At 49.5% G+C, this 18,189-nt stretch carries 16 protein-coding genes; 2 read left to right on the forward strand and 14 right to left on the reverse strand.

Annotation, left to right across the window (positions count from 1 at the left end):
- Positions 1–216: 216 nt before the first annotated feature.
- The 5 genes from NST33_RS29490 to NST33_RS29510 all read right to left on the reverse strand — a co-directional run bounded on the left by NST33_RS29490 (position 217) and on the right by NST33_RS29510 (position 8,330).
- Complete coding sequence (locus NST33_RS29490; protein ID WP_339306081.1) at positions 217–2,223, reverse strand: glycosyltransferase family 2 protein; 2,007 nt, start codon at positions 2,221–2,223, stop codon at positions 217–219.
- Positions 2,224–2,335: 112 nt separating this feature from the next.
- Positions 2,336–4,306 carry a glycosyltransferase gene (locus NST33_RS29495; protein WP_339306083.1) on the reverse strand — a complete coding sequence of 657 codons (1,971 nt, stop codon included), beginning with the start codon at positions 4,304–4,306 and terminating at the stop codon, positions 2,336–2,338.
- The gene (locus NST33_RS29500) at positions 4,263–6,545 is read right to left on the reverse strand and encodes a glycosyltransferase (protein ID WP_339306085.1); all 2,283 of its coding nucleotides are present in this window, start codon (positions 6,543–6,545) and stop codon (positions 4,263–4,265) included. The genes NST33_RS29495 and NST33_RS29500 overlap by 44 nt, the downstream gene beginning before the upstream one ends.
- A gap of 78 nt (positions 6,546–6,623) precedes the next feature.
- A complete protein-coding gene (locus tag NST33_RS29505; RefSeq protein ID WP_339306087.1) occupies positions 6,624–7,787 on the reverse strand; it encodes a DUF6385 domain-containing protein in 1,164 nt (387 codons plus the stop codon).
- 45 nt (positions 7,788–7,832) lie between these two features.
- A complete protein-coding gene (locus NST33_RS29510; RefSeq protein ID WP_221819759.1) occupies positions 7,833–8,330 on the reverse strand; it encodes a DUF6385 domain-containing protein in 498 nt (165 codons plus the stop codon).
- Between the two features lie 190 nt (positions 8,331–8,520).
- Between NST33_RS29510 and NST33_RS29515 the strand changes: the two genes are divergently transcribed.
- Both NST33_RS29515 and NST33_RS29520 read left to right on the forward strand, forming a co-directional pair.
- Positions 8,521–9,063, forward strand: a complete 543-nt coding sequence (locus NST33_RS29515; protein ID WP_221819760.1) for a hypothetical protein — start codon at positions 8,521–8,523, stop codon at positions 9,061–9,063.
- 31 nt (positions 9,064–9,094) lie between these two features.
- Entirely contained in the window at positions 9,095–9,676 is a 582-nt protein-coding gene (locus tag NST33_RS29520) for a hypothetical protein (protein ID WP_221819763.1), read from the forward strand.
- 427 nt (positions 9,677–10,103) lie between these two features.
- Here the strand turns inward: NST33_RS29520 and NST33_RS29525 are convergent, their stop codons facing one another.
- The 9 genes from NST33_RS29525 to NST33_RS29565 form a co-directional block, all read right to left on the reverse strand.
- On the reverse strand, positions 10,104–10,352 hold the full coding sequence (locus tag NST33_RS29525) for a hypothetical protein (RefSeq protein WP_221819765.1): 249 nt from the start codon (positions 10,350–10,352) through the stop codon (positions 10,104–10,106).
- A 34-nt stretch (positions 10,353–10,386) separates the two neighbouring features.
- A complete protein-coding gene (locus NST33_RS29530) occupies positions 10,387–10,560 on the reverse strand; it encodes a hypothetical protein (protein WP_339306090.1) in 174 nt (57 codons plus the stop codon).
- Positions 10,561–10,837: 277 nt separating this feature from the next.
- Entirely contained in the window at positions 10,838–12,175 is a 1,338-nt protein-coding gene (locus NST33_RS29535; RefSeq protein ID WP_339306091.1) for an MFS transporter, read from the reverse strand.
- Between the two features lie 69 nt (positions 12,176–12,244).
- Positions 12,245–13,423 carry a winged helix-turn-helix domain-containing protein gene (locus NST33_RS29540; protein ID WP_221819770.1) on the reverse strand — a complete coding sequence of 393 codons (1,179 nt, stop codon included), beginning with the start codon at positions 13,421–13,423 and terminating at the stop codon, positions 12,245–12,247.
- Positions 13,424–13,616: 193 nt separating this feature from the next.
- Positions 13,617–14,411, reverse strand: coding sequence for an ATP-binding cassette domain-containing protein (locus tag NST33_RS29545; protein ID WP_036606660.1), 795 nt, complete (start codon positions 14,409–14,411; stop codon positions 13,617–13,619).
- 2 nt (positions 14,412–14,413) lie between these two features.
- On the reverse strand, positions 14,414–15,334 hold the full coding sequence (locus tag NST33_RS29550) for an ABC transporter permease (protein ID WP_221819777.1): 921 nt from the start codon (positions 15,332–15,334) through the stop codon (positions 14,414–14,416).
- Between the two features lie 90 nt (positions 15,335–15,424).
- Entirely contained in the window at positions 15,425–16,474 is a 1,050-nt protein-coding gene (locus NST33_RS29555; protein ID WP_221819778.1) for an ABC transporter substrate-binding protein, read from the reverse strand.
- 338 nt (positions 16,475–16,812) lie between these two features.
- The gene (locus NST33_RS29560) at positions 16,813–16,974 is read right to left on the reverse strand and encodes a hypothetical protein (protein WP_221819780.1); all 162 of its coding nucleotides are present in this window, start codon (positions 16,972–16,974) and stop codon (positions 16,813–16,815) included.
- A gap of 256 nt (positions 16,975–17,230) precedes the next feature.
- Entirely contained in the window at positions 17,231–18,160 is a 930-nt protein-coding gene (locus tag NST33_RS29565) for an Rpn family recombination-promoting nuclease/putative transposase (RefSeq protein WP_339306093.1), read from the reverse strand.
- Positions 18,161–18,189 lie beyond the last annotated feature (29 nt).

Here is an 18,189-nt window from a genome sequence, read left to right on the forward strand (position 1 = left end):
CGTTGAGTTAAGTGCAGATTGGAAAATTGAGGGCTCGAGGGCTCGACCCATTAGCAACGGAACAATACACGGTTCGGGCAATCCTCCGATTACCGGTAGCTCCGTTACTTTTACAATTTCAATCGGATGGGCTAGTGCGGGAATATATGGGGATGGAGGTTGGGGACTAGAGACTAGAAATTAATAATTAGTGATTAAAGATATAAAGATTAAAGATTAAAGGTGTACCAGTAACATGTTGCACTGGTTGGTGTATTCATCAGCAGAGGCTGCGCCGGGTGCTGTCAGGCGCAGCAGGGTGTGCAGGCCCGGCGGGATTGTCGTCGCCGGGCGACCTGTGGCGGCAGGTTGCCGCGCAGTAAGTTGGGCCGATTCGGCCCATTCACGCGCCAGGTTCTGCCGCCCGGCGAGCAGCGCGAGCGTGCCCGCGAGGAGCGCGTGAGCGGTGCGCTCCGAGGCGGGCACTTCGTCCGCGTGGGGCTGCTGCGTGCCGTCAGGCGTGCCGCATAGCGCAAGCAGCCCTTCGCGGACGCTCGCGGGTGCGCGCAGCAACCCGCAGCGTGCCGCAGGCGGAAGCGCTGCAAGCAACGCCAGCGCGCCGCGGGGCGGCAGGGCTTGCAGCAGGCGCAGCCATGCGGCCCAGGCGCCTACGCCGGCGAGCGCTTGCGCAGCGGCGAGCACGTCGCCTGGCGTTGGCGTGGCCGGACCGCCGGCCGTTGCGCCGCGGGGCGGGCTGCCGCTGCTGCTGAGGCTGCCGGCCGTGGCCCCACGCTGCAGCAGCGCCTCAGCGACGTGGGCCGCGGCGGGCAGCGTTGCCGCATGGCGAGCCGCCGCTTGGGCGTTCCGCCCGCCGGGCTGCTTGTGGCCCAGCGCCCACAGCGCCAGGGCCGCCTCTGGCCCGTGCTGCGCATGCGCCGCCCAGGGCTGCAAAGCCGCCCGAGCTGCGGCGTCCTCGCCCAGCTGGGCCAGCGCAAGCCCGGCGGCCAGCGGCTGTGCCCGCAGCGGGGCAGCAAGCGCCGTCGCATGGCGCAGAAGCCACTCCAGCCGATGCGCGGCCAGCGCGGCCGGGATCAACGCTTGCCATGCCGCAGGCGGCAAGCTTACCCGAGCGGCAACGCTGGCAATGGCATGCGGCCGCCCTGTGGCTGCGGCCAGCAACAACAGCCGCTGCCATGCAGCCATGCTGCCGGGTTGCATGCCCAGCGCCGCTATGTACGCGGCTTCTGCCTCTGCCCAGCGGCCAGCCCGCTCATATGCCATGCCTTCCAGCGTCAGGCTGCGGTAGGTTCCAGCACCAGAGACTGATGTATACCTGCTGGCTGTGGAAGCAGCTGATTTAGCCTGTTTTAACCAATCCAAGGCTACGTCCTCTCGCCCTTGATCCAGTTCAAGTACAGCACCAAGCTCCAACAAATCCGGAAAATCCTCATACACGTGCGCCCATGCTTCCACGACAGCAAGCGCCCGTTCTGGGCTGCCAATCTCTCGCCAGGAGTAAGCCGATTTCAGCACCAGATCCGAGTGATATCCACACTCCGGCGTAAGCTGTGCCAATAACGGCTGCAACAACCGGAGTGCTTCATCATACTTCGCTAGCTGAAACCATTCGGCAGCCAGAGCATATAACAACTCCGGTTGGTTTCCCTCCTGATTCAACGCAGAGCGAATCAACTGCATGTTCCGTGCGCCTTTATTTTTGGCGGTAATCACCTGCTCCAGATATCCATAATGAATGACTTCAAGTCCAGAATGAAGCACACCTTGCGGAGCCAGTGCCATAATGGAAGAAGCAATCTCTTCATGAATTCTGCCCTGAAAAACAATTCGGGGATCATTTCGGAACAAACGACATACCGCATCCGTCACATGCTCTTCACCGGACACACCCAGCAGACTTGTGACCTGTATCCAGTATCCCCACACGTCATCCCTACTTGCCGCTAACAACCGCATGAGTTCTGTCTTCATCTGAGGGGTCTGTACCCATACCTCATCCGCATCAAGCACCAGAATCCACGGTTTCGTAGCAGCGGCCAGCGACAGATTACGGGCTTCACTGAAATCTCCGTTCCATTCCGTCCGAATTACAACGGCCCCATGGAGACACGCAATTTCAGTTGTATCATCTACCGAGCCTGTGTCTACAATGATGATCTCATCCACAACATCCCTGACTGCATTCAAGCACCGCTGGAGTGAACCGGCTTCATCCTTCACGATCATACACAAACTAATCCCTATGCCCATATTCGTCACCACCCCTCACCAACGGAGTTCAGTCCCATCCATTAGCCCACTGAATTAAGTTGCACCCCCGGACCTGCCTGATCCCCTCTCAGCTCTCAAACCCGTCCGCTCCCGGTAACTCCAGCCGAATATGCTGAACGACAGGCCAACAACGGTGCCGCTGTCCATCTGCATGTTGGGCGAATACCTCCAGATGATGATCCGCAGCACTAATTAATCCTTTCACCAGCCAGCTTGTTCCCGTCAGGGTATCCGAAGCCCCAGGGAACGAATCAATGTCACTCACCTTCCCGTTTTCCTTTTTCCCTTCCATCTCTTTCTCCTTCTCTCCCATTCGAACGCTCTGTTCCACCGATAATCCTGCTCCAGCCAATTGCTGTCGACACATCTGAATCAGGCTATGCAGCTCTTTCCATCTCCCTGACTGTACACATCCTTCCATCATCAGTCCAAGCGCCTGCCAGCCATCATACTCTCTTCCTGCAACCGTTCCGTCTATGCTGGAGTCCATGTCCTTCTTCTTTATCGCTCTCAGACCAACCGTTCTCCCTGTCTGCACAGCAGATTCCTCATTCGTTCCTTCACCCACCTGCGAACTACGCTTTAACCACAAGGTCAATGGATCATCTCCGTTGACTTTCTTCCCCTCGATCCACTCCAAACGTTCGAGCCATCGGGCAGACGAGATTGCGAGCAGCCCTTTTTTCCGCTGCACAGGTTCCAGTTTCAGACGCGCCTTATTCCATCTTCCCTGTTGGATTTGGAGCATCGCCTCCGCCACAGATAAACGCTCCCTCATCTCTGCGGAAGGTTGTGAGGATATACCCGATAACAATTGCAAAGCCGCATCATAACAACGACTTTGCTCCAGAATGCCCAATACTTTGTGTGTAGCCCCTTCCGAACTGAGTGCAAAGCGCTCCCTCACCAGCTCTGGAATCTGATGTTCCTGCCCGGAGACTCGCATAATCCGGAATATCCGATAGAGCGGCGGTAACAGACTCGATTTGGCACGCACCGCCTCGACGTAAGCATCTACCGCACCCTCCAGATCCGCCCTTCCTTCCAGCAATCGCCCTAGTGTATGCCACGTCTGATAGGTGCCGATGCCTTCTTCCGTATGATATATGGGCGGAGGTGGTCCCATGCGAACAGCTTCACGGAGCGAATATTCTGCCCGATCTGCATCACCCAATGCGTCTGCACATACCCCGCGATGGTGCATCAGATCCGTGTACTCTGGAAAGAGTTCAAGCGCAGCATCAATGCGATCTAATGCCTCCTGCCAGCGATTCAGATGCTGGAGACAACGAACTTCATATTTGAACAGCAAATGCGCGTAACTGGTCACCGCAGGATCAATCCCCATCCGAGCCATACCAAACGTCTCCAAGGCCCGCTCCGCTTCCCCCACACGCAGATACTCGACACCCAGATTATAGTGATGGAACGGCTGATCCGGTTCTTCCTCCACTGCCTGTTGCAGCAGGCGAACATTACGGTTCACCTTATCTTTGCGCTCCACAATCGCCGTCTGATACCCATAATGATGGATGACCATGTCCGTCACATGAAAAGCAGCCTCTGGGTTCCTACGGCAAATCGCCGCGGCAATCTGCTCATGAATCCGACCTTCGAACCGATGCTCCGGGGCATTACGGAAGAGACGCAAAACCGGATTCACGGTAACCCCCTGCTGACCCGAGCCTGTATAGTTATGAATGTTTAAAAACAATCCGTCACATCCGCTGACCGTCGTCCAGCTCCTGATCTGCTCCCGCGCAGCCCTATCGAGCGCCTCGTCCGCATCAAGAAAGAGAATCCAGTCGCCGGAAGCGCGCTCCAGGCCAGCATTCCGTGCTGCGGCAAAATCTTCGCACCACTCAAATCGCACAACCAACGCGCCATATTGCTGCGCAATCTCCGCGCTGCGATCCGATGAATCGGTGTCCACCACAATAATTTCGTCCACCGCTCCCTGGACACTGGCAAGGCAATGAGGCAGCAACTCTTCCTCATCCTTCACGATCATGCATAGGGAAATTCGTTCCGCTCGCAAGCTGATTCCTCCTTTCCTTTGCATGGAAAAGCGTACGCCACGGGATGCCTTCGGTCGTTTGTAGCCTTTGTTCCAATGCGGTAAGTTGTGCAGCGAGTTCCCCTGAAGACGGAGAACGAACCAATTCCTGCCGAATTGCCTCCATTGCCAATTGCATGTAACATACCGCTGCTCCAACTCGAGCCTGCCACATAGCAGGCTCCCGCTCCAGAGCCTGCTCAAACAGAGAGAGCGCTTGATCATTGTGGCCTTTGGTATACAGCGTTTCACCCAGCCAGAATAACCCTTCGGCATCCAGCTCACTCTCGGTCATGCACTGAATCAGGATGTTCGCGGCTACCATGGTGTACCCGTGACAATATAGCAGGCTTGCCAACTCCCGCCGTACCGTTACGGATGTTCCCCGATGCTCACTCATCATGATTGCCCGCAGCTCATGCAGTTGCTCAGCAAGCGTAAGCTGCCCTGTCTTTATGGCCTGCTGCACAATTTTCTCTGCCACCAGCTGTGCCTGCCGACCCCATTGTAGAAGCTTCTGTTCTCCTGACTCAGGTTCCATGTAGCGTGGCTCTTTGGGCAACTGATGCAGCAAACGGTCAATGACCTTCCATACATCCTTTTCCTCTGGATACGCAGTTGCGAAGAATGTCTCGGTTAATCGTAATCCATTGGCCCAACAAGCCAGTGCCCAATTCATTCTGTGTTCTGCCTGTATGCTAACCCCATTCATACCCTCAGCTTCCCAGTGTTCTTCCACCAGTTGCAAGGCATCCGAAACCCTGTTCGCACATAACAACCAATGTATTCGATCTGCTACATGGATACGAGCACTACGCGTAATGGAATCCAGCATATTCAATGACTGCCCATATGCCCCGCAGCCTGCGAGAACATGAATCACATGCACCAGATGATCCTCATTCGTCACGGCGTATGGATGGGACAATTCACCACGAACCAAGTCACCATGCCCTGACTCTCCGATCTCTCTGCATCTGACGAGCAATGTTTCTGCTATGTTCTCATCCGTTTCTCCGGACTGTTGCAGCACATCTGCCAACCCCATCCATGCCGGAGCATACACAGACATACTATCCAGAGCCAGCCCGTACAGATGTGCGGACTCATTCAGGAAGCCCCGTTTCTGTGCAAGTCTGGCCATGGCGGTATACGCTCTGTAACTGTCAGAACCCGCTTCCGTTACATATGACGCGTCTAACGTGCTACCGCTATTCCTCTGTCCATCACTATCCAGCGCCACCCGGCAATCGGTCGCTCGCGCATAGGATTGGTATGCACGTTCCTCCAAACCTTGCTGCTCCAACGTCTCCCCATACAACAGGTGCAGATCAGCATAAGATGGGTAACGATGCCTTTCCACAGCCAGAAGTGAATGCGCCTCTTCATATCGTTCCAATCCCACAAGGACTTTCCCATAATCTCTAACCAATGTAGGACGATATGGCGCGTGCAACTCTGTCAGGCGTAATGATTCACTGAACGCTTCAATTGCCTGTTCATTCTGACCAAGCTGGCAATAGGTCACGCCCAGATTATACAGTTGAAAGGGCTGTTTCGGATCATCCTGTAATTCACGCTTAATCAGCTTCAAATTACGTCTTGGCTTATGCTCCTGAGCAATCGCGGAAGCCAGATACCCATCATGAATGAGACATAGTGGAGCAAGCGGTTCATTCTCAACCAACAAATGTTCTTCATCTATACAGTTCTCGCTCTTATCCATATCACCAGCCTCATACCGGACAGGCTCGCATGGGCCACTACGAACCAATTGCTCATGAATACGCCCCTTGTATCGATATCCCTGATGAGCACGGAACAGTCTCACTGGCTGAGAGATAACGCTCTCTTCTACCCCTTCTCCGTATCGGTTCTCTATAGTTATACGCAATCTTGTAATGCTTTTATGGACTTTAGGTAAATAAGTCAGCAGTTCTTCCAATCCCTGCGTAACGTACTCATCAGCATCCAAATACAGGACCCATTCCGTGTTCGCCAGAGGCAGACTGATATTTCGTGCTTGTGCAAAGTCATCCTCCCAACGGGCGTGCAGCACCGTTGCTCCGTATGATCTGGCGATCTCGGCTGTACGGTCGGACGAGCCTGTATCGGTGATATAGCATTCCGTGCCGATATGCTTCAAACTGTCGAGACAGCGGGGCAGGTGATGTTCTCCATTTTGCACAATCATATGGATTCCAAGTAAACGGTTCTGCAAATGCAACCACCTCCAATACAAAAAAGTACATGAAGTCCACCAAAGGAACTCCATGTACCTATATGACAAATAAATGGGTTATGTGCCTTGTCCATTGAAGAACACATCAATCGTACTTGGTGCACCAACTAGGCTGGAGCGGTAGGATAGACGTGTATATTTGAGAAAACGCTGCGGAACCAATACATCCACTGACCCGGACAAAATGCCCGTCACCGTCGTCACATCCGTGTACCAGTTCGAACCGTTCGCACTGATCTCAACGCGAGCATCTACCCGGTTTACACCCGGTCCCCTATTGTATACAAAGAAAGAATACGTACCAAATACACTAGTGGTCACTGCTGGAAGCGGTGTAAAGGTGTTAGCCGTCGGGGTGCTAATGAGCTGCGACTCCTGAAAACTCTTCTGTGAAATGGACGTCACACTGCTGAGTGTCCCTGCCGTAATCGTAGCGCCGAGCACGCTGGTGATCGTTCCGTTTAACAAGTTCGTCAGTGTTCCTGCTGTAATCGTTGCTCCAAGTACGCTTGTAATCGTTCCGTTCAGCAGATTGGTCAGCGTACCTGCAGTGATTGTTGCTCCAAGCACACTCGTAATCGTACCATTCAGCAAGTTCGTTAAAGTTCCCGCTGTTACTGTTGCTCCGAGCACACTGGTGATGGTTCCGTTTAATAAGTTCGTCAGTGTCCCTGCGGTCACTGTGGCCCCAAGCACACTGGTGATGGTTCCGGCTGTGATCGTCGCTCCCAATACACTGGTGATCGTACCATTCAGCAAGTTCGTCAGTGTCCCTGCAGTCACCGTGGCTCCGAGCACGCTGGTAAGTGTACCATCAAGCAAGTTCGTGAGTGTTCCTGCTGTTACGGTTGCCCCGAGTACACTTGTAATGGTTCCGGCTGTGATCGTTGCTCCCAATACACTGGTAATCGTACCATTCAACAAGTTCGTCAACGTACCTGCGGTCACTGTAGCTCCAAGCACACTGTTGATCGTACCTGCCGTGATCGTCGTTCCAAGTACACTCGTAATCGTTCCGTTCAGAATGTTGGTAATGGTTCCGGCGTTAATTGTAACCGTGGTCAGACCTGAGATGTTACTGATGGTTCCGTCCAAAATAATACCAACCACGTTCCCGCTCGTATCCGTTCTGACAGGCTGGGCTGTGCCTGTACTATCCTGACCAAAAATCAACGTTCTCAGATTATCCGGATTCGTATTAAACGTTGTAAAGTTAGGCATGTGTCTCGTCCTCCTCCCTGGTCAAATCTGTGAGATCATACTCCCTTACGGCATACGCTGTGCCTGAAAGTAAACATCGAGCCGGGTCGGCTGATTCGGTTCAACGGATCGAATGGCAAGCCGGGTATAATGCAAAAAACGCAAGGGTACCAGCGCTTTGGTCTGTCCTCCCGCGACCACCTCCTGGCTGTCCACAGCATAATCCACGGCATTGGGGCTGATCTGGATCTGTACAAGAGCCGGATGTTTCCCCCGATTCACAACGCCATAGGTATACATGCTGAGTGATGAGGTGTCTTGTGCCGGGAGTGAATCCATGCTGTTACTGGTTTCGGCTCCGACATACGTATGCTCTGTAAAACATTGAAAAGCACCAGGGAGTTTCGTACGTGAGGAAGCACCCTGCTTGAACCGGGGACGAGTGATCCGGGAACAAGGAGGTTTCAGCAATTTAGCGCGGCAGGAAAGACGGGAGCGGCGGCGACTGACATATTTAGTTGGTTGCTTCTTTCTCTTCTTGCTTCGCTTCGCTGTTCGACTCATCTCGATTTCCCCTTAAAAAATGTGCTTACGCATCGTATGCCCGGATTGGAAATACGGGCACGGCAACCGCCGTTATTTCCAGATATACGGTTCAGTCCCCAATCCCTTCTTCTTCATTACACATACACTGCAAGTACAATGAAATGCGATTCAAACGGATTATTTCTCAAAATGAACTGGTTTATGGGAGGTGGATGAGATAACCAACTATAATGTATTCAACCAATCCAATGGTCCTCTGTTTACTCAACTGACCAATACCTTCTCGGCACCTGGAATTGAAGCTTCACCAGACAGCGGTGCAGCTGCTGCAGGCAGCTTTTTTGCCCTAACGACCAACAATTCCTCGATTCCTTCCAACCAGAACCTTCTACTACAAGTCGTGAATGCAGCAGGTAGCGGAAGAACTTTGCGAATCTCCGGCCTCACCGGGGGAACTACAGCAGCAGCTACCCTGGTCATCTACTCTGGTGGAACGGTGACTGGTGGGAGTACACCTGTACCCGTCAATACACTACTTGGAAACACGAACACCAGTGTAGTTTCCACAAGGCAGAATACAGGTACATTGGGTGGTGCCTTCACGAGCCTAACCAGTATCCCGCTGACAGCAGGTATGTATTTACTCAATCTGAACGGCTCAATTATTGTTCCACCAGGACAAACATTATCCATAAGCGTAGGTACGGGGAATCAGACTGCAGCCATTAACCTGTTCTGGTGGGAATTCTGAGTGTGATTATATGTAGAAGGTGGTGTAACCAGTGCCAAACAATAATGTATTTAACCCGTTAAGCCAGCCCGTCTATACGTCGAATACCAACACATATACCTCTCCCGGCATTGTTGCCCCACCGGAGAACGATGCCGGCAATACAGGCAATCTGTACAATGCAGGTTCCACCAATTCCACAACACTGGGGTTGCTGGGAGGAACGGTGATCGCCACCGTACAATTGGCCAATCCCGCAGGGAGTGGGAAAACCCTATACGTATCACGGCTCTCCGGCGGAATCACGGTATCACTCAATCTATTATCTTCCTTCAGTGGTTCCATGAGTCTGAGCGCGAATGGAACACTGACATCGCCCACCACACTAACATCAGTAAACAGCAATCTTTCCAGCAGCAATACCAGCGTAGCCACGGTACGGTTCTCTGCTGCTACACCTTCAGGAGCGACCCCATTGATGGCTATGCCCCTTCAAGCAGGGCCGTTTCTGTCCAATGAATATGGCCGTTACGTGGTTCCTCCGGGTCAAGCCATTAATCTCTCTGTCAGCGGATCACTTTCGGTTGGAGGACTGATGGCCTCCACTGCTTATTTTGCTTGGTGGGAAGTATGATTCGTTCAATATATAACATTCTAGGATAGCAAACGGCCGACACACATTAAAAAGAACCGGCATATGCCAGTTCTCGCCATGTTTTAATCTCTTTAGTGTCTATCTTTCTTATTTCCCTAAAAGCATATGGATTTGTACTTCGAAGATCGAACCATCAAAAAAGCACTCTATCATAATCCGTTACCTCTACCGATTGTTCAGCACAGAGCATAATGAATTGCTCCCACTCCGGTTTTAATAAGTTATCTACACTTATACCTTCTAAGTAGTTACGAGAATGTAATGGCCACCTAATGTGGCGGCGACACGTAAAAATTCATGCTTGCAGTGTGTTATATTCTCACGGACATAAAATCGATTCATTTAAGATCAAAAAGAGCACCCGTATGGATGCTCTCTAAGAATGAGTAAAACGATGATTTATTATTCAATGCACTTCTTTCTTTTTGTCCATTTCAGCCCATACTAGATAAATAATTCCTAGACATAGTGCAATTATTTCTGGGACAAAAGAAAAGGATCTAGTAACTGACAAAGCGTACTCAAACATACCCTCACCTAAAACATTATCTTTGCGGCCCATAATTGCCGCAACAATAAAATGTGTACTATTTCTCGAAATAAACAATATGGCAGAGATGACAAGGAGGGTAATACCAGCTGCCCGTTTATTCATATAATCATTCCTCCTTGGTATCAATAGATTGGTTTTAATTCGGAACTGTATCAGTTTCCATTATTACATAGAGCCCATCAGGCAATCCTGCATTTCCTTTTTTCGCGATATAAACGTCTAGAAAATATGTCTCATCAGTTATTTTCACATTGGTCTTACCATCGAAGTTCCATAGTTCTTCATACATTGTACCAAAAGAATTACTCATGTTGGGAGTATATTGCATCCATGAGTATTTTTTTGGAGGTATTGGTTGAGCAATTGAATCAGTGTTAGAGTATGAGTTGCTCCACGATGCCCCATGCTTGTCGTATCTTATTTACATGTAAGTTCGCTTCTCTCGGCTTTGGTAAAACCATGATTATCTCCTCACTCTTTTATGGTAGGAACAGCTAGCTATTAAGAGAGTCCCAAGTTTCAATATGGCTAGTTGTCTGACTGTGGATACAATGATGTTAGGAATCGGGTCAAAGCTGTCAGACCGATTACTGCGGAATAGTCTCTTTTGCTTCAGACACGAGAGGCTGATTCCCCTCCCACAAGATGCGTTGCAGTAGTATACCTGCAAGACCAATCACCAGCGTAGCGAGACCGATATATTGAAAGGTGGGGCTCGGCCCTGCAACTCGAATGAGCGCTCCACCTGCAAGTGGAGCTACAACCAGTACAACACTGGACAGTGAATTTTGAATGCCAAAGACGCGCCCTACATAGGCAGGAGGGGTCTCCTTTTGCAGCAAATAATTCAGAGTTACCATAAAGAGTCCATTACCCAGCCCAATGCAGAGGCCCCAGATAATGACCCAAATTTCAGGTGTTTGTGGGCCGATCCACCCCAGCGCAGCAATTCCGGCACCCACGAACAGATATCCTCCACCCAGCCCCCACCCATACCCAATTCTCGGCAAGCGATTTAACAACAAAATGATAACAACTGCCCCGGCTCCTGCCGAAGACCCCAACCAGCCGAGCAGTGATTCATTACCCGGCTTGATCTCCCGAAACAGGGTCGTAAACTGATAATCAATCATGAGAATGGCCATGAGTCCAAAACAGCCGAACAGAATCGTGCTCAGCACGGTGCGACTGCTCTGAATAAAAAGCCAACCTTGCTTCCACTGGGAGAACAAGGATTCAGTTCCATCCTTTTCACTAGCAGCACTTCCGTCTGATTCAACGGACTCCGACTTCTCCACCAAACGCCGCAAGGGCCATAATACTGCGCCTGACAACAGGCGGGTACAGGCATTAATGACAATACAGATTTGTGGTGAAAAGAAGGCCAAAATGACTGCACCCAGAAGTGGTCCCGCCACTTTCGAACACTGGCTCACAAAGCCGTTAAGAGACGATGCCTGAAACAGATGCTCCTCTGCCACCACCTGGCGGGTTAACGCCTGCTGAGCTGGAACGTGAAAAACTCCCATCATGGCCCGCAGGACAAGCAGTGGAAGCAACCATATCGGGCTTGGTGCGAATAAAATAGCAACGGTTAATCCCACGGTGATCACATCACACAAGATCATGATCTTTACTTTGTGCAGTCGATCAGCCAGGGCGCCTGCAAAGGAGCCCAGCAGTATGCCTGGGACAGCCATACATACAGGAATCAGCGCAATGATCAGTGGATCGGCGCCCCAGCGGTAGGCCACCATCACCTGGATGGCGAGTGCATCGAACCAATCTCCAAACGTAGCCAACGAGTATGCGATAAACATGCGGACAAACCGGAGATTAGTCCATAAGCTTTTGGAAGATTCCGCAGATAAGGCGGTTAATTCGGTGGACTCATTGGATGTGGATTCATTAGAAATGACGGTCATACATGTACTTCCTCCCTTGATTACAGCCAATTGTGGTCTGTATGTTCCTTGGCTGTAATCATAAAGGAGTTATATCAGAGGAAGATCAGAGGATGGGGAGGTAGGAGATAAAAAGTTACGTATTTCATCTACAATTTGTGGTCCATATGCGGGTACACCGTAACTTTTGCCGATCTCTGCATACACTTGACGATACTTACTGCGAAGTCTGCCTTCAATTCGATGATGACCCAGGAATAGGAGAATCTGATATGCAGCATTCAGATATAGCGGTGCGTTCAGCGACATCTTCAATACGTCTAGGCCATCATCCATTCTAAGTTCCGCTTCACGAACTCGTCCTTGCCGAAGCAACCATAACCCCTCCATCACCTGAAAACGTCCGATCTCTCGCAGATAGGGTGCATCCTTCAATCCTGACCGCAGGACTGCCATCTGGGCCTCAACAGCTTCACCGCTGCCACCCCACAGTTCCACATATAACGCTGCAAGTGCTACAGGCAGTCTGAAATTCTTGAGTTCGTCTGTCTCTATTACACGATATGTTTCTTCCAGTTGCTCTTTGGCACGTTGATATTGGCCCACCTCTACATAGACTTCGATGATGTTCAGAATGCGGAGTTCGCGAAGCTGATCGACAGATAATGCCGATGAATTCAGCGCTTGTTCATACAACTGAATACTATCCGCTGGCTCGATCAGGGGGTGCACGAAAATCAGTAGCCAATATAGTCGCTCCTCAAAGGGAATTTCCTTTGTTGTAATCAACCATTCCAGATCTCCCTGTATAAAACGGATATACAACTGATAATAAGGGGCAATCTGAATGCCGAGTGCTTCCTGCTGTTGAACCAGGGTCTGTATGGCGTTTCCCTGCCCAAACACGTGATATTTACGAAGTAAATTATGAATGGCATCCTGCATTTCTGGGTCCTGAACAGAAGGGCTAGGAGGTAGAACGGACTTGTTCTCTTGCACAGCAAGCCGATAACCGTATCCCCTTACCGTATCCAGACTGATCTCGTTCCAGTGCTTCAGTTTCTTGCGCAGGCGATAGATATGATCGTCCACGGTGCGTTCAACCGGATATTCAAGCGGCCATACCCGATCCAGCAATTGGCTGCGAGTGAAGGCTTTTTCCTTGTTTTCATACAGAAAATGCAGTAGTGCAAATTCCTTGGCGAGCAGGCGAATGGACTCTGTACGCCGCGTGACCGTATATGTTCCTTCATCCAATTGCAAAGACATGCCTGGTTCCTCCTATTATGTATAATTCGCTAATCCGAAATCGTATAGATTCATTCCACTTTCTTCAACGTGTTCAACATACCATAAAAACCCTTTGCGAGAACGCAAAAGGTTTTTATGGTCTAATTTATAGATGGCTTAGATTGTGGATTACGGTAAGTATATCTGTTCTTCCAACAAGTGTTCCCTTGCCTTACCCCAGCACGACACGATCATCTGCCATTTTTTTGCCGCTAATCCGTTCGAATTCACCAAGCAATTCAGGTACAGTCAACGTACGCTTCCGCTCTTCGCTGACATCCAGAATAATTCGGCCTTTGTCCATCATGATCAGACGGTTACCCAGACGAATGGCCTGCTCCATATTGTGCGTTACCATCAAAGTAGTCAATCTCATCTCTCGCACAAGTGTCTCCGTTAGTTCCGTGATCAGTTCAGCACGTGAAGGGTCAAGGGCCGCCGTATGTTCATCCAATAGCAGAATTTGTGGCTGGGTAAACGTAGCCATTAACAGGCTGAGTGCCTGCCGCTCCCCGCCAGACAAGAGACCCACTTTTGCATTCGGACGCTTCTCCAGTCCAATTCCCAGCTTCTCCAGTTGGGTGTTGAAAATCTCCCGTCTGGCACGGGTAACTCCGAAGCCCAGTCCGCGTCCTTTGCCACGTTTATATGCCATCGCCATATTTTCTTCAATGGACATATGTGGTGCTGTTCCTGCCATTGGGTCCTGAAACACCCGACCAATCCAGCTACTGCGTTTATGCTCCGGCAGGTTTTTAATGGAGCGGTCATTGATCAGCACATCACCCATATCCGGCTTCATCACACCCGAAATGATGTTCATCAGCGTGGATTTACCCGCTCCGTTACTGCCAATCACCGTCACAAAGTCTCCCGGATTCATCGTCAGATTCACACCAACCAGCGCGGTCTTCTCGTCCGTTGTGCCTGGATTGAACAGCTTGGTTACTTGCGTAATCTCCAGCATGATCACATACCTCCCTTCGCCTGTTGACCACCGGATCGCATCAACTCTTCCGTTCGTTTGCGAGCTAGACTACGCTGCTTCATGGAGCGCTGCATAGTAGGGAATACCAATGCAATAATGACAATTACAGCGGTGATCAACTTCAGATCAGATGTATCAAACCATTCCACTTGAAGGGCAAGCGCGACCACAATCCGATAAATGATTGAACCAACGATCGCTGCAAGTGTAGCCCAGAATACCGTTCTTGCTCCAAGAATAGCTTCACCGATAATCACGGAAGCCAGTCCGATAACGATCATGCCAATGCCCATCGTAATGTCCGCAAAGCCTGATTGCTGTGCAATGAATGCACCAGACAGGGCAACCAACCCATTGGATAAGCTGACTCCTACAATCGTAGTCACATCCGTGTTTGCACCAAAGCTGCGAATCATGCGTTTGTTATCACCTGTCGCACGAAGGGCCAGTCCAACATCTGTTTTCATGAACAGATCGAGCATGATTTTAAACACCAGCACAACGATGATAATTAGCACCATGACATGCTCACCTGAGAATGGATTATCCATACCCATAATGGATTTATTCGGTGCACCAAGGATACGCATATTAATGGAGTAGAGCGCGATCATCATCAAAATCCCGGATAATAATCCGTTGATTTTTCCTTTGGTATGAAGCAGACCTGTACAAGCCCCAGCCACCATGCCGCCAGCCATTGCCGCCAAACAGGCGAGCCAAGGAGAGAAGTCATTGGAGATCATAACCGCCGCGATTGCGCCTCCTGTTGTAAAACTTCCGTCTACGGTAAGGTCAGGAAAATCGAGTACGCGGAACGTAATATATACACCAAGTGCCATCAGTGCATATAAAAGCCCCAGCTCGATCGCCCCTTCAATTGAATTCCAGCTTATACTCACACTACTTCCTCCCTGTCTATCGAAAAGAATGAGGCGAACCCGTTGCACGTCCGCCTCGCATCCATACTGCCGGATTACACTCCAGTCAGATTATTGAATAATGTTGTTTTCCTGGTCTTTAACTTCCGCTTTCATCTCATCCGTAACCGTGATACCTTGGGCTTCAGCCGCTTTCAGGTTCAGGATCAGATCCAGTTTGTCCGGAACGGTGACTTTCATATCACCAGGTTTTGTACCATTTTTCAGAATGTCCGCAGCCATCTCACCCACCTGATATCCATGGTCATAATATTTGAAGCCAACGGTTGCGAAAGCTCCTTTTTCAACGGTATCCCGATCACTGGAGAAGAACGGAATTTTATTACTGTTTGCCGTTTGGATGATCGTATCAACCGCACTCACGACAGAATTATCAAGTGTAATGTAGAAGGCATCTACTTTGCCAACCAGAGAGTCCGTTGCCTGTTTTACTTCAGATGTATTCGTAACTGGTGCTTTCACCAGCTTGATATTATGTGTTGCCAGCGCTTTTTCAGCGTTATCTGCCATAACCACCGCATTTGGTTCGCCTTCGTTAATGACCAAGCCTACCGTTTTCACATCCGGCAGATTTTTGGCGATAAAGTCAGCCAATTGTACGATAGCCTCCGGATTCGTATCCGATGCACCTGTAACATTACCGCCCGGCTTGTCCATATCGGTCACCAGTTTGGCACCCAGTGGGTCTGTTACTGCTGCGAACAACAATGGCTTGTCCTTCACTTGTTGAGCCAGAGCCAGCGCAGATGGTGTTGCTATTCCGAGTACGAGATCATTTTTGGAATCACCCGAGATTTTCTGTGCAATGGACAGGTTGTTCGTCGAATCACCTTGCGCATTATTGTAATCGATTTTGAGGTTCTTGTTCTCTTCAATACCCGCATCCTTCAGGGCCGCGATGAAACCTTCACGTGTAGCATCCAGGGATGGATGTTCAACAATCTGCGAGATGGCAATCTGGTATGATTTTTCCTCGCTGCCTCCACCTGTTGTAGTCCCTGATCCTTCGGATTCCGAGCCTGTACCGCTGTTATTTCCGCAACCTGCTGCAACGATCATTGAAGCAACCATCATCAGTGACATCCAAAATTTCTTTTTCATGTGTGAGAACCCCTCTCCATCTTATAAAATATAGTCACCCTTATCGAGACTTCATTGGCACGATAGGGCGGGACAAAACAAACGCTTCAACGCATTGTTGCTTTGATCGACAAAAGCAGACAAATATAGACTTTTCTCATGCGACTGAAGTCCATGACCCGTGTTGGTGTTTTATTGTTCCTCTAATATTAAGGGGCGTCCCGATATCCGTCAATGGTTGAACCGCTTCCAATTTACTTTCATCGTATGGTTGTGATAGAAAACATTACATAAAACATAAAAACCACCCACATTGTTCTGTAGATGGTCGCCATGGGTAAAACAAAATAAGGTCCTACTCATGAAAGTGGAGTATGAAGTCTTCTTCTAATCTCGTCCACAAGTATTGTTTTCTCCGCTTCCGATATGGCATCCGCGATCAATTTTCGTGCTACAACAGGCGCAATCCAAGGTTCGATATCTGCATAGCCAATACCGGACAACTTCTCATACTCCTCCATAAAGATGCGAATGCTGGAATAAAGGTATCATGCTCTCGAAGGAGTATGTTACCCGGGTTGGGATTACCGTGACATAGTTGCTGCTTCATGGGTAATTGATAACTGGGCAATCACGGCAGCTTTCTCCGCTCCAGACAAGTATTGTGCTTCATCATGAGATTTTTCATATTTAAAATTTTCAAAAAAAAGAGGCATCCCTCCCAATGTACTTTGGGTATGGTCGCCTTATATCAATCAAAGGATAGCTCCAGAGTGCTTATTCCTTTTCTTTTTGCAGTTCCTCTAATTCAGATGAAGTTAGTCCGGTAGCCTTAATAATTGTAGCCTGATCAAGACCTAAAGTGAGCATATTCATTGCGATTTTTCGCTTGCTCTCAGCTTCACCTTCTTTGATCCCTTCTTTGATTCCTTCTTTGATCCCTTCTTCGATTCCTTTTTGAATTCCTTCCTCCATGCCTTTCTTGAGACCCTCTTCTCGTGCGCCCTCAATCATGGAAGCTTCGTCCCATAGAAATTTCTGACGGTCGATATATCGTTGACGTGCTTGCTCATCCTGGCTCAGAAACTCCAATACACTCATGGCTTTTTTCAAAGCCGGTTCGGGTTCGTGCATCATTAACGCCTCCCAGCTTGATTTAGTCATTCCTTTCAGAAATAACAGCCAACGTACCAATCCATCCTTTATTTGAATATTTTCATCATTGAGCTTTGGTATTTCCATAAAATGAATCTCTATAACATCCGTTAACGGAATATCAGTTTGGTCTTCTCTTAAATGAAATACGTTGTGGTACTGATCATTAGCGAGCATTTTGAAATTAACAATGTTGATCGCTACGCATTTTTTGAGTTGACTATATCTCTGTCCTTCAAGTAATTGTCCGGAATATTGTTTACCCCAATAGAACAAAGTCCTCTTCTCTAAATCATACTGATTAAACAACTGCATTTCAACATTAATTAGCTCACCTTGATCTGTTTTGGCCCGTATGTCCAGTATGGACTGTTTATCTCTCGGTGTATCCTTGTCCAGATAAGGGTTGATTAACACAATCTCGGTCAGTAAAGATTCACCTGCATTTTTGAAGGTATGATTCAGAAAAGACAAAAGAACATCCTTATTCTCTTCACTTCCAAAGATTCGTTTGAACACATAATCGTTCTTGGGATCAAGCAACTCTGTCATTATTATTCACTCCTACGCGCAAAATGGAC

This window comes from Paenibacillus sp. FSL L8-0435, assembly GCF_037965655.1.
Taxonomy (GTDB): Bacteria; Bacillota; Bacilli; order Paenibacillales; family Paenibacillaceae; genus Paenibacillus.

What these genes read in the sequence shown, in the direction of transcription:
- NST33_RS29505 (WP_339306087.1), bottom strand. Translation starts at nt 7,787, where the DNA reads ATGCCTAACTTTACAACGTTTAATACGAATCCGGATAATCTGAGAACG.
- NST33_RS29555 (WP_221819778.1), bottom strand. Translation starts at nt 16,474, where the DNA reads ATGAAAAAGAAATTTTGGATGTCACTGATGATGGTTGCTTCAATGATC.
- NST33_RS29540 (WP_221819770.1), bottom strand. Translation starts at nt 13,423, where the DNA reads ATGTCTTTGCAATTGGATGAAGGAACATATACGGTCACGCGGCGTACA.
- NST33_RS29535 (WP_339306091.1), bottom strand. Translation starts at nt 12,175, where the DNA reads ATGACCGTCATTTCTAATGAATCCACATCCAATGAGTCCACCGAATTA.
- NST33_RS29525 (WP_221819765.1), bottom strand. Translation starts at nt 10,352, where the DNA reads ATGAATAAACGGGCAGCTGGTATTACCCTCCTTGTCATCTCTGCCATA.
- NST33_RS29560 (WP_221819780.1), bottom strand. Translation starts at nt 16,974, where the DNA reads ATGGAGGAGTATGAGAAGTTGTCCGGTATTGGCTATGCAGATATCGAA.
- NST33_RS29510 (WP_221819759.1), bottom strand. Translation starts at nt 8,330, where the DNA reads ATGAGTCGAACAGCGAAGCGAAGCAAGAAGAGAAAGAAGCAACCAACT.
- NST33_RS29565 (WP_339306093.1), bottom strand. Translation starts at nt 18,160, where the DNA reads ATGACAGAGTTGCTTGATCCCAAGAACGATTATGTGTTCAAACGAATC.
- NST33_RS29545 (WP_036606660.1), bottom strand. Translation starts at nt 14,411, where the DNA reads ATGCTGGAGATTACGCAAGTAACCAAGCTGTTCAATCCAGGCACAACG.
- NST33_RS29490 (WP_339306081.1), bottom strand. Translation starts at nt 2,223, where the DNA reads ATGATCGTGAAGGATGAAGCCGGTTCACTCCAGCGGTGCTTGAATGCA.
- NST33_RS29530 (WP_339306090.1), bottom strand. Translation starts at nt 10,560, where the DNA reads ATGAGTAATTCTTTTGGTACAATGTATGAAGAACTATGGAACTTCGAT.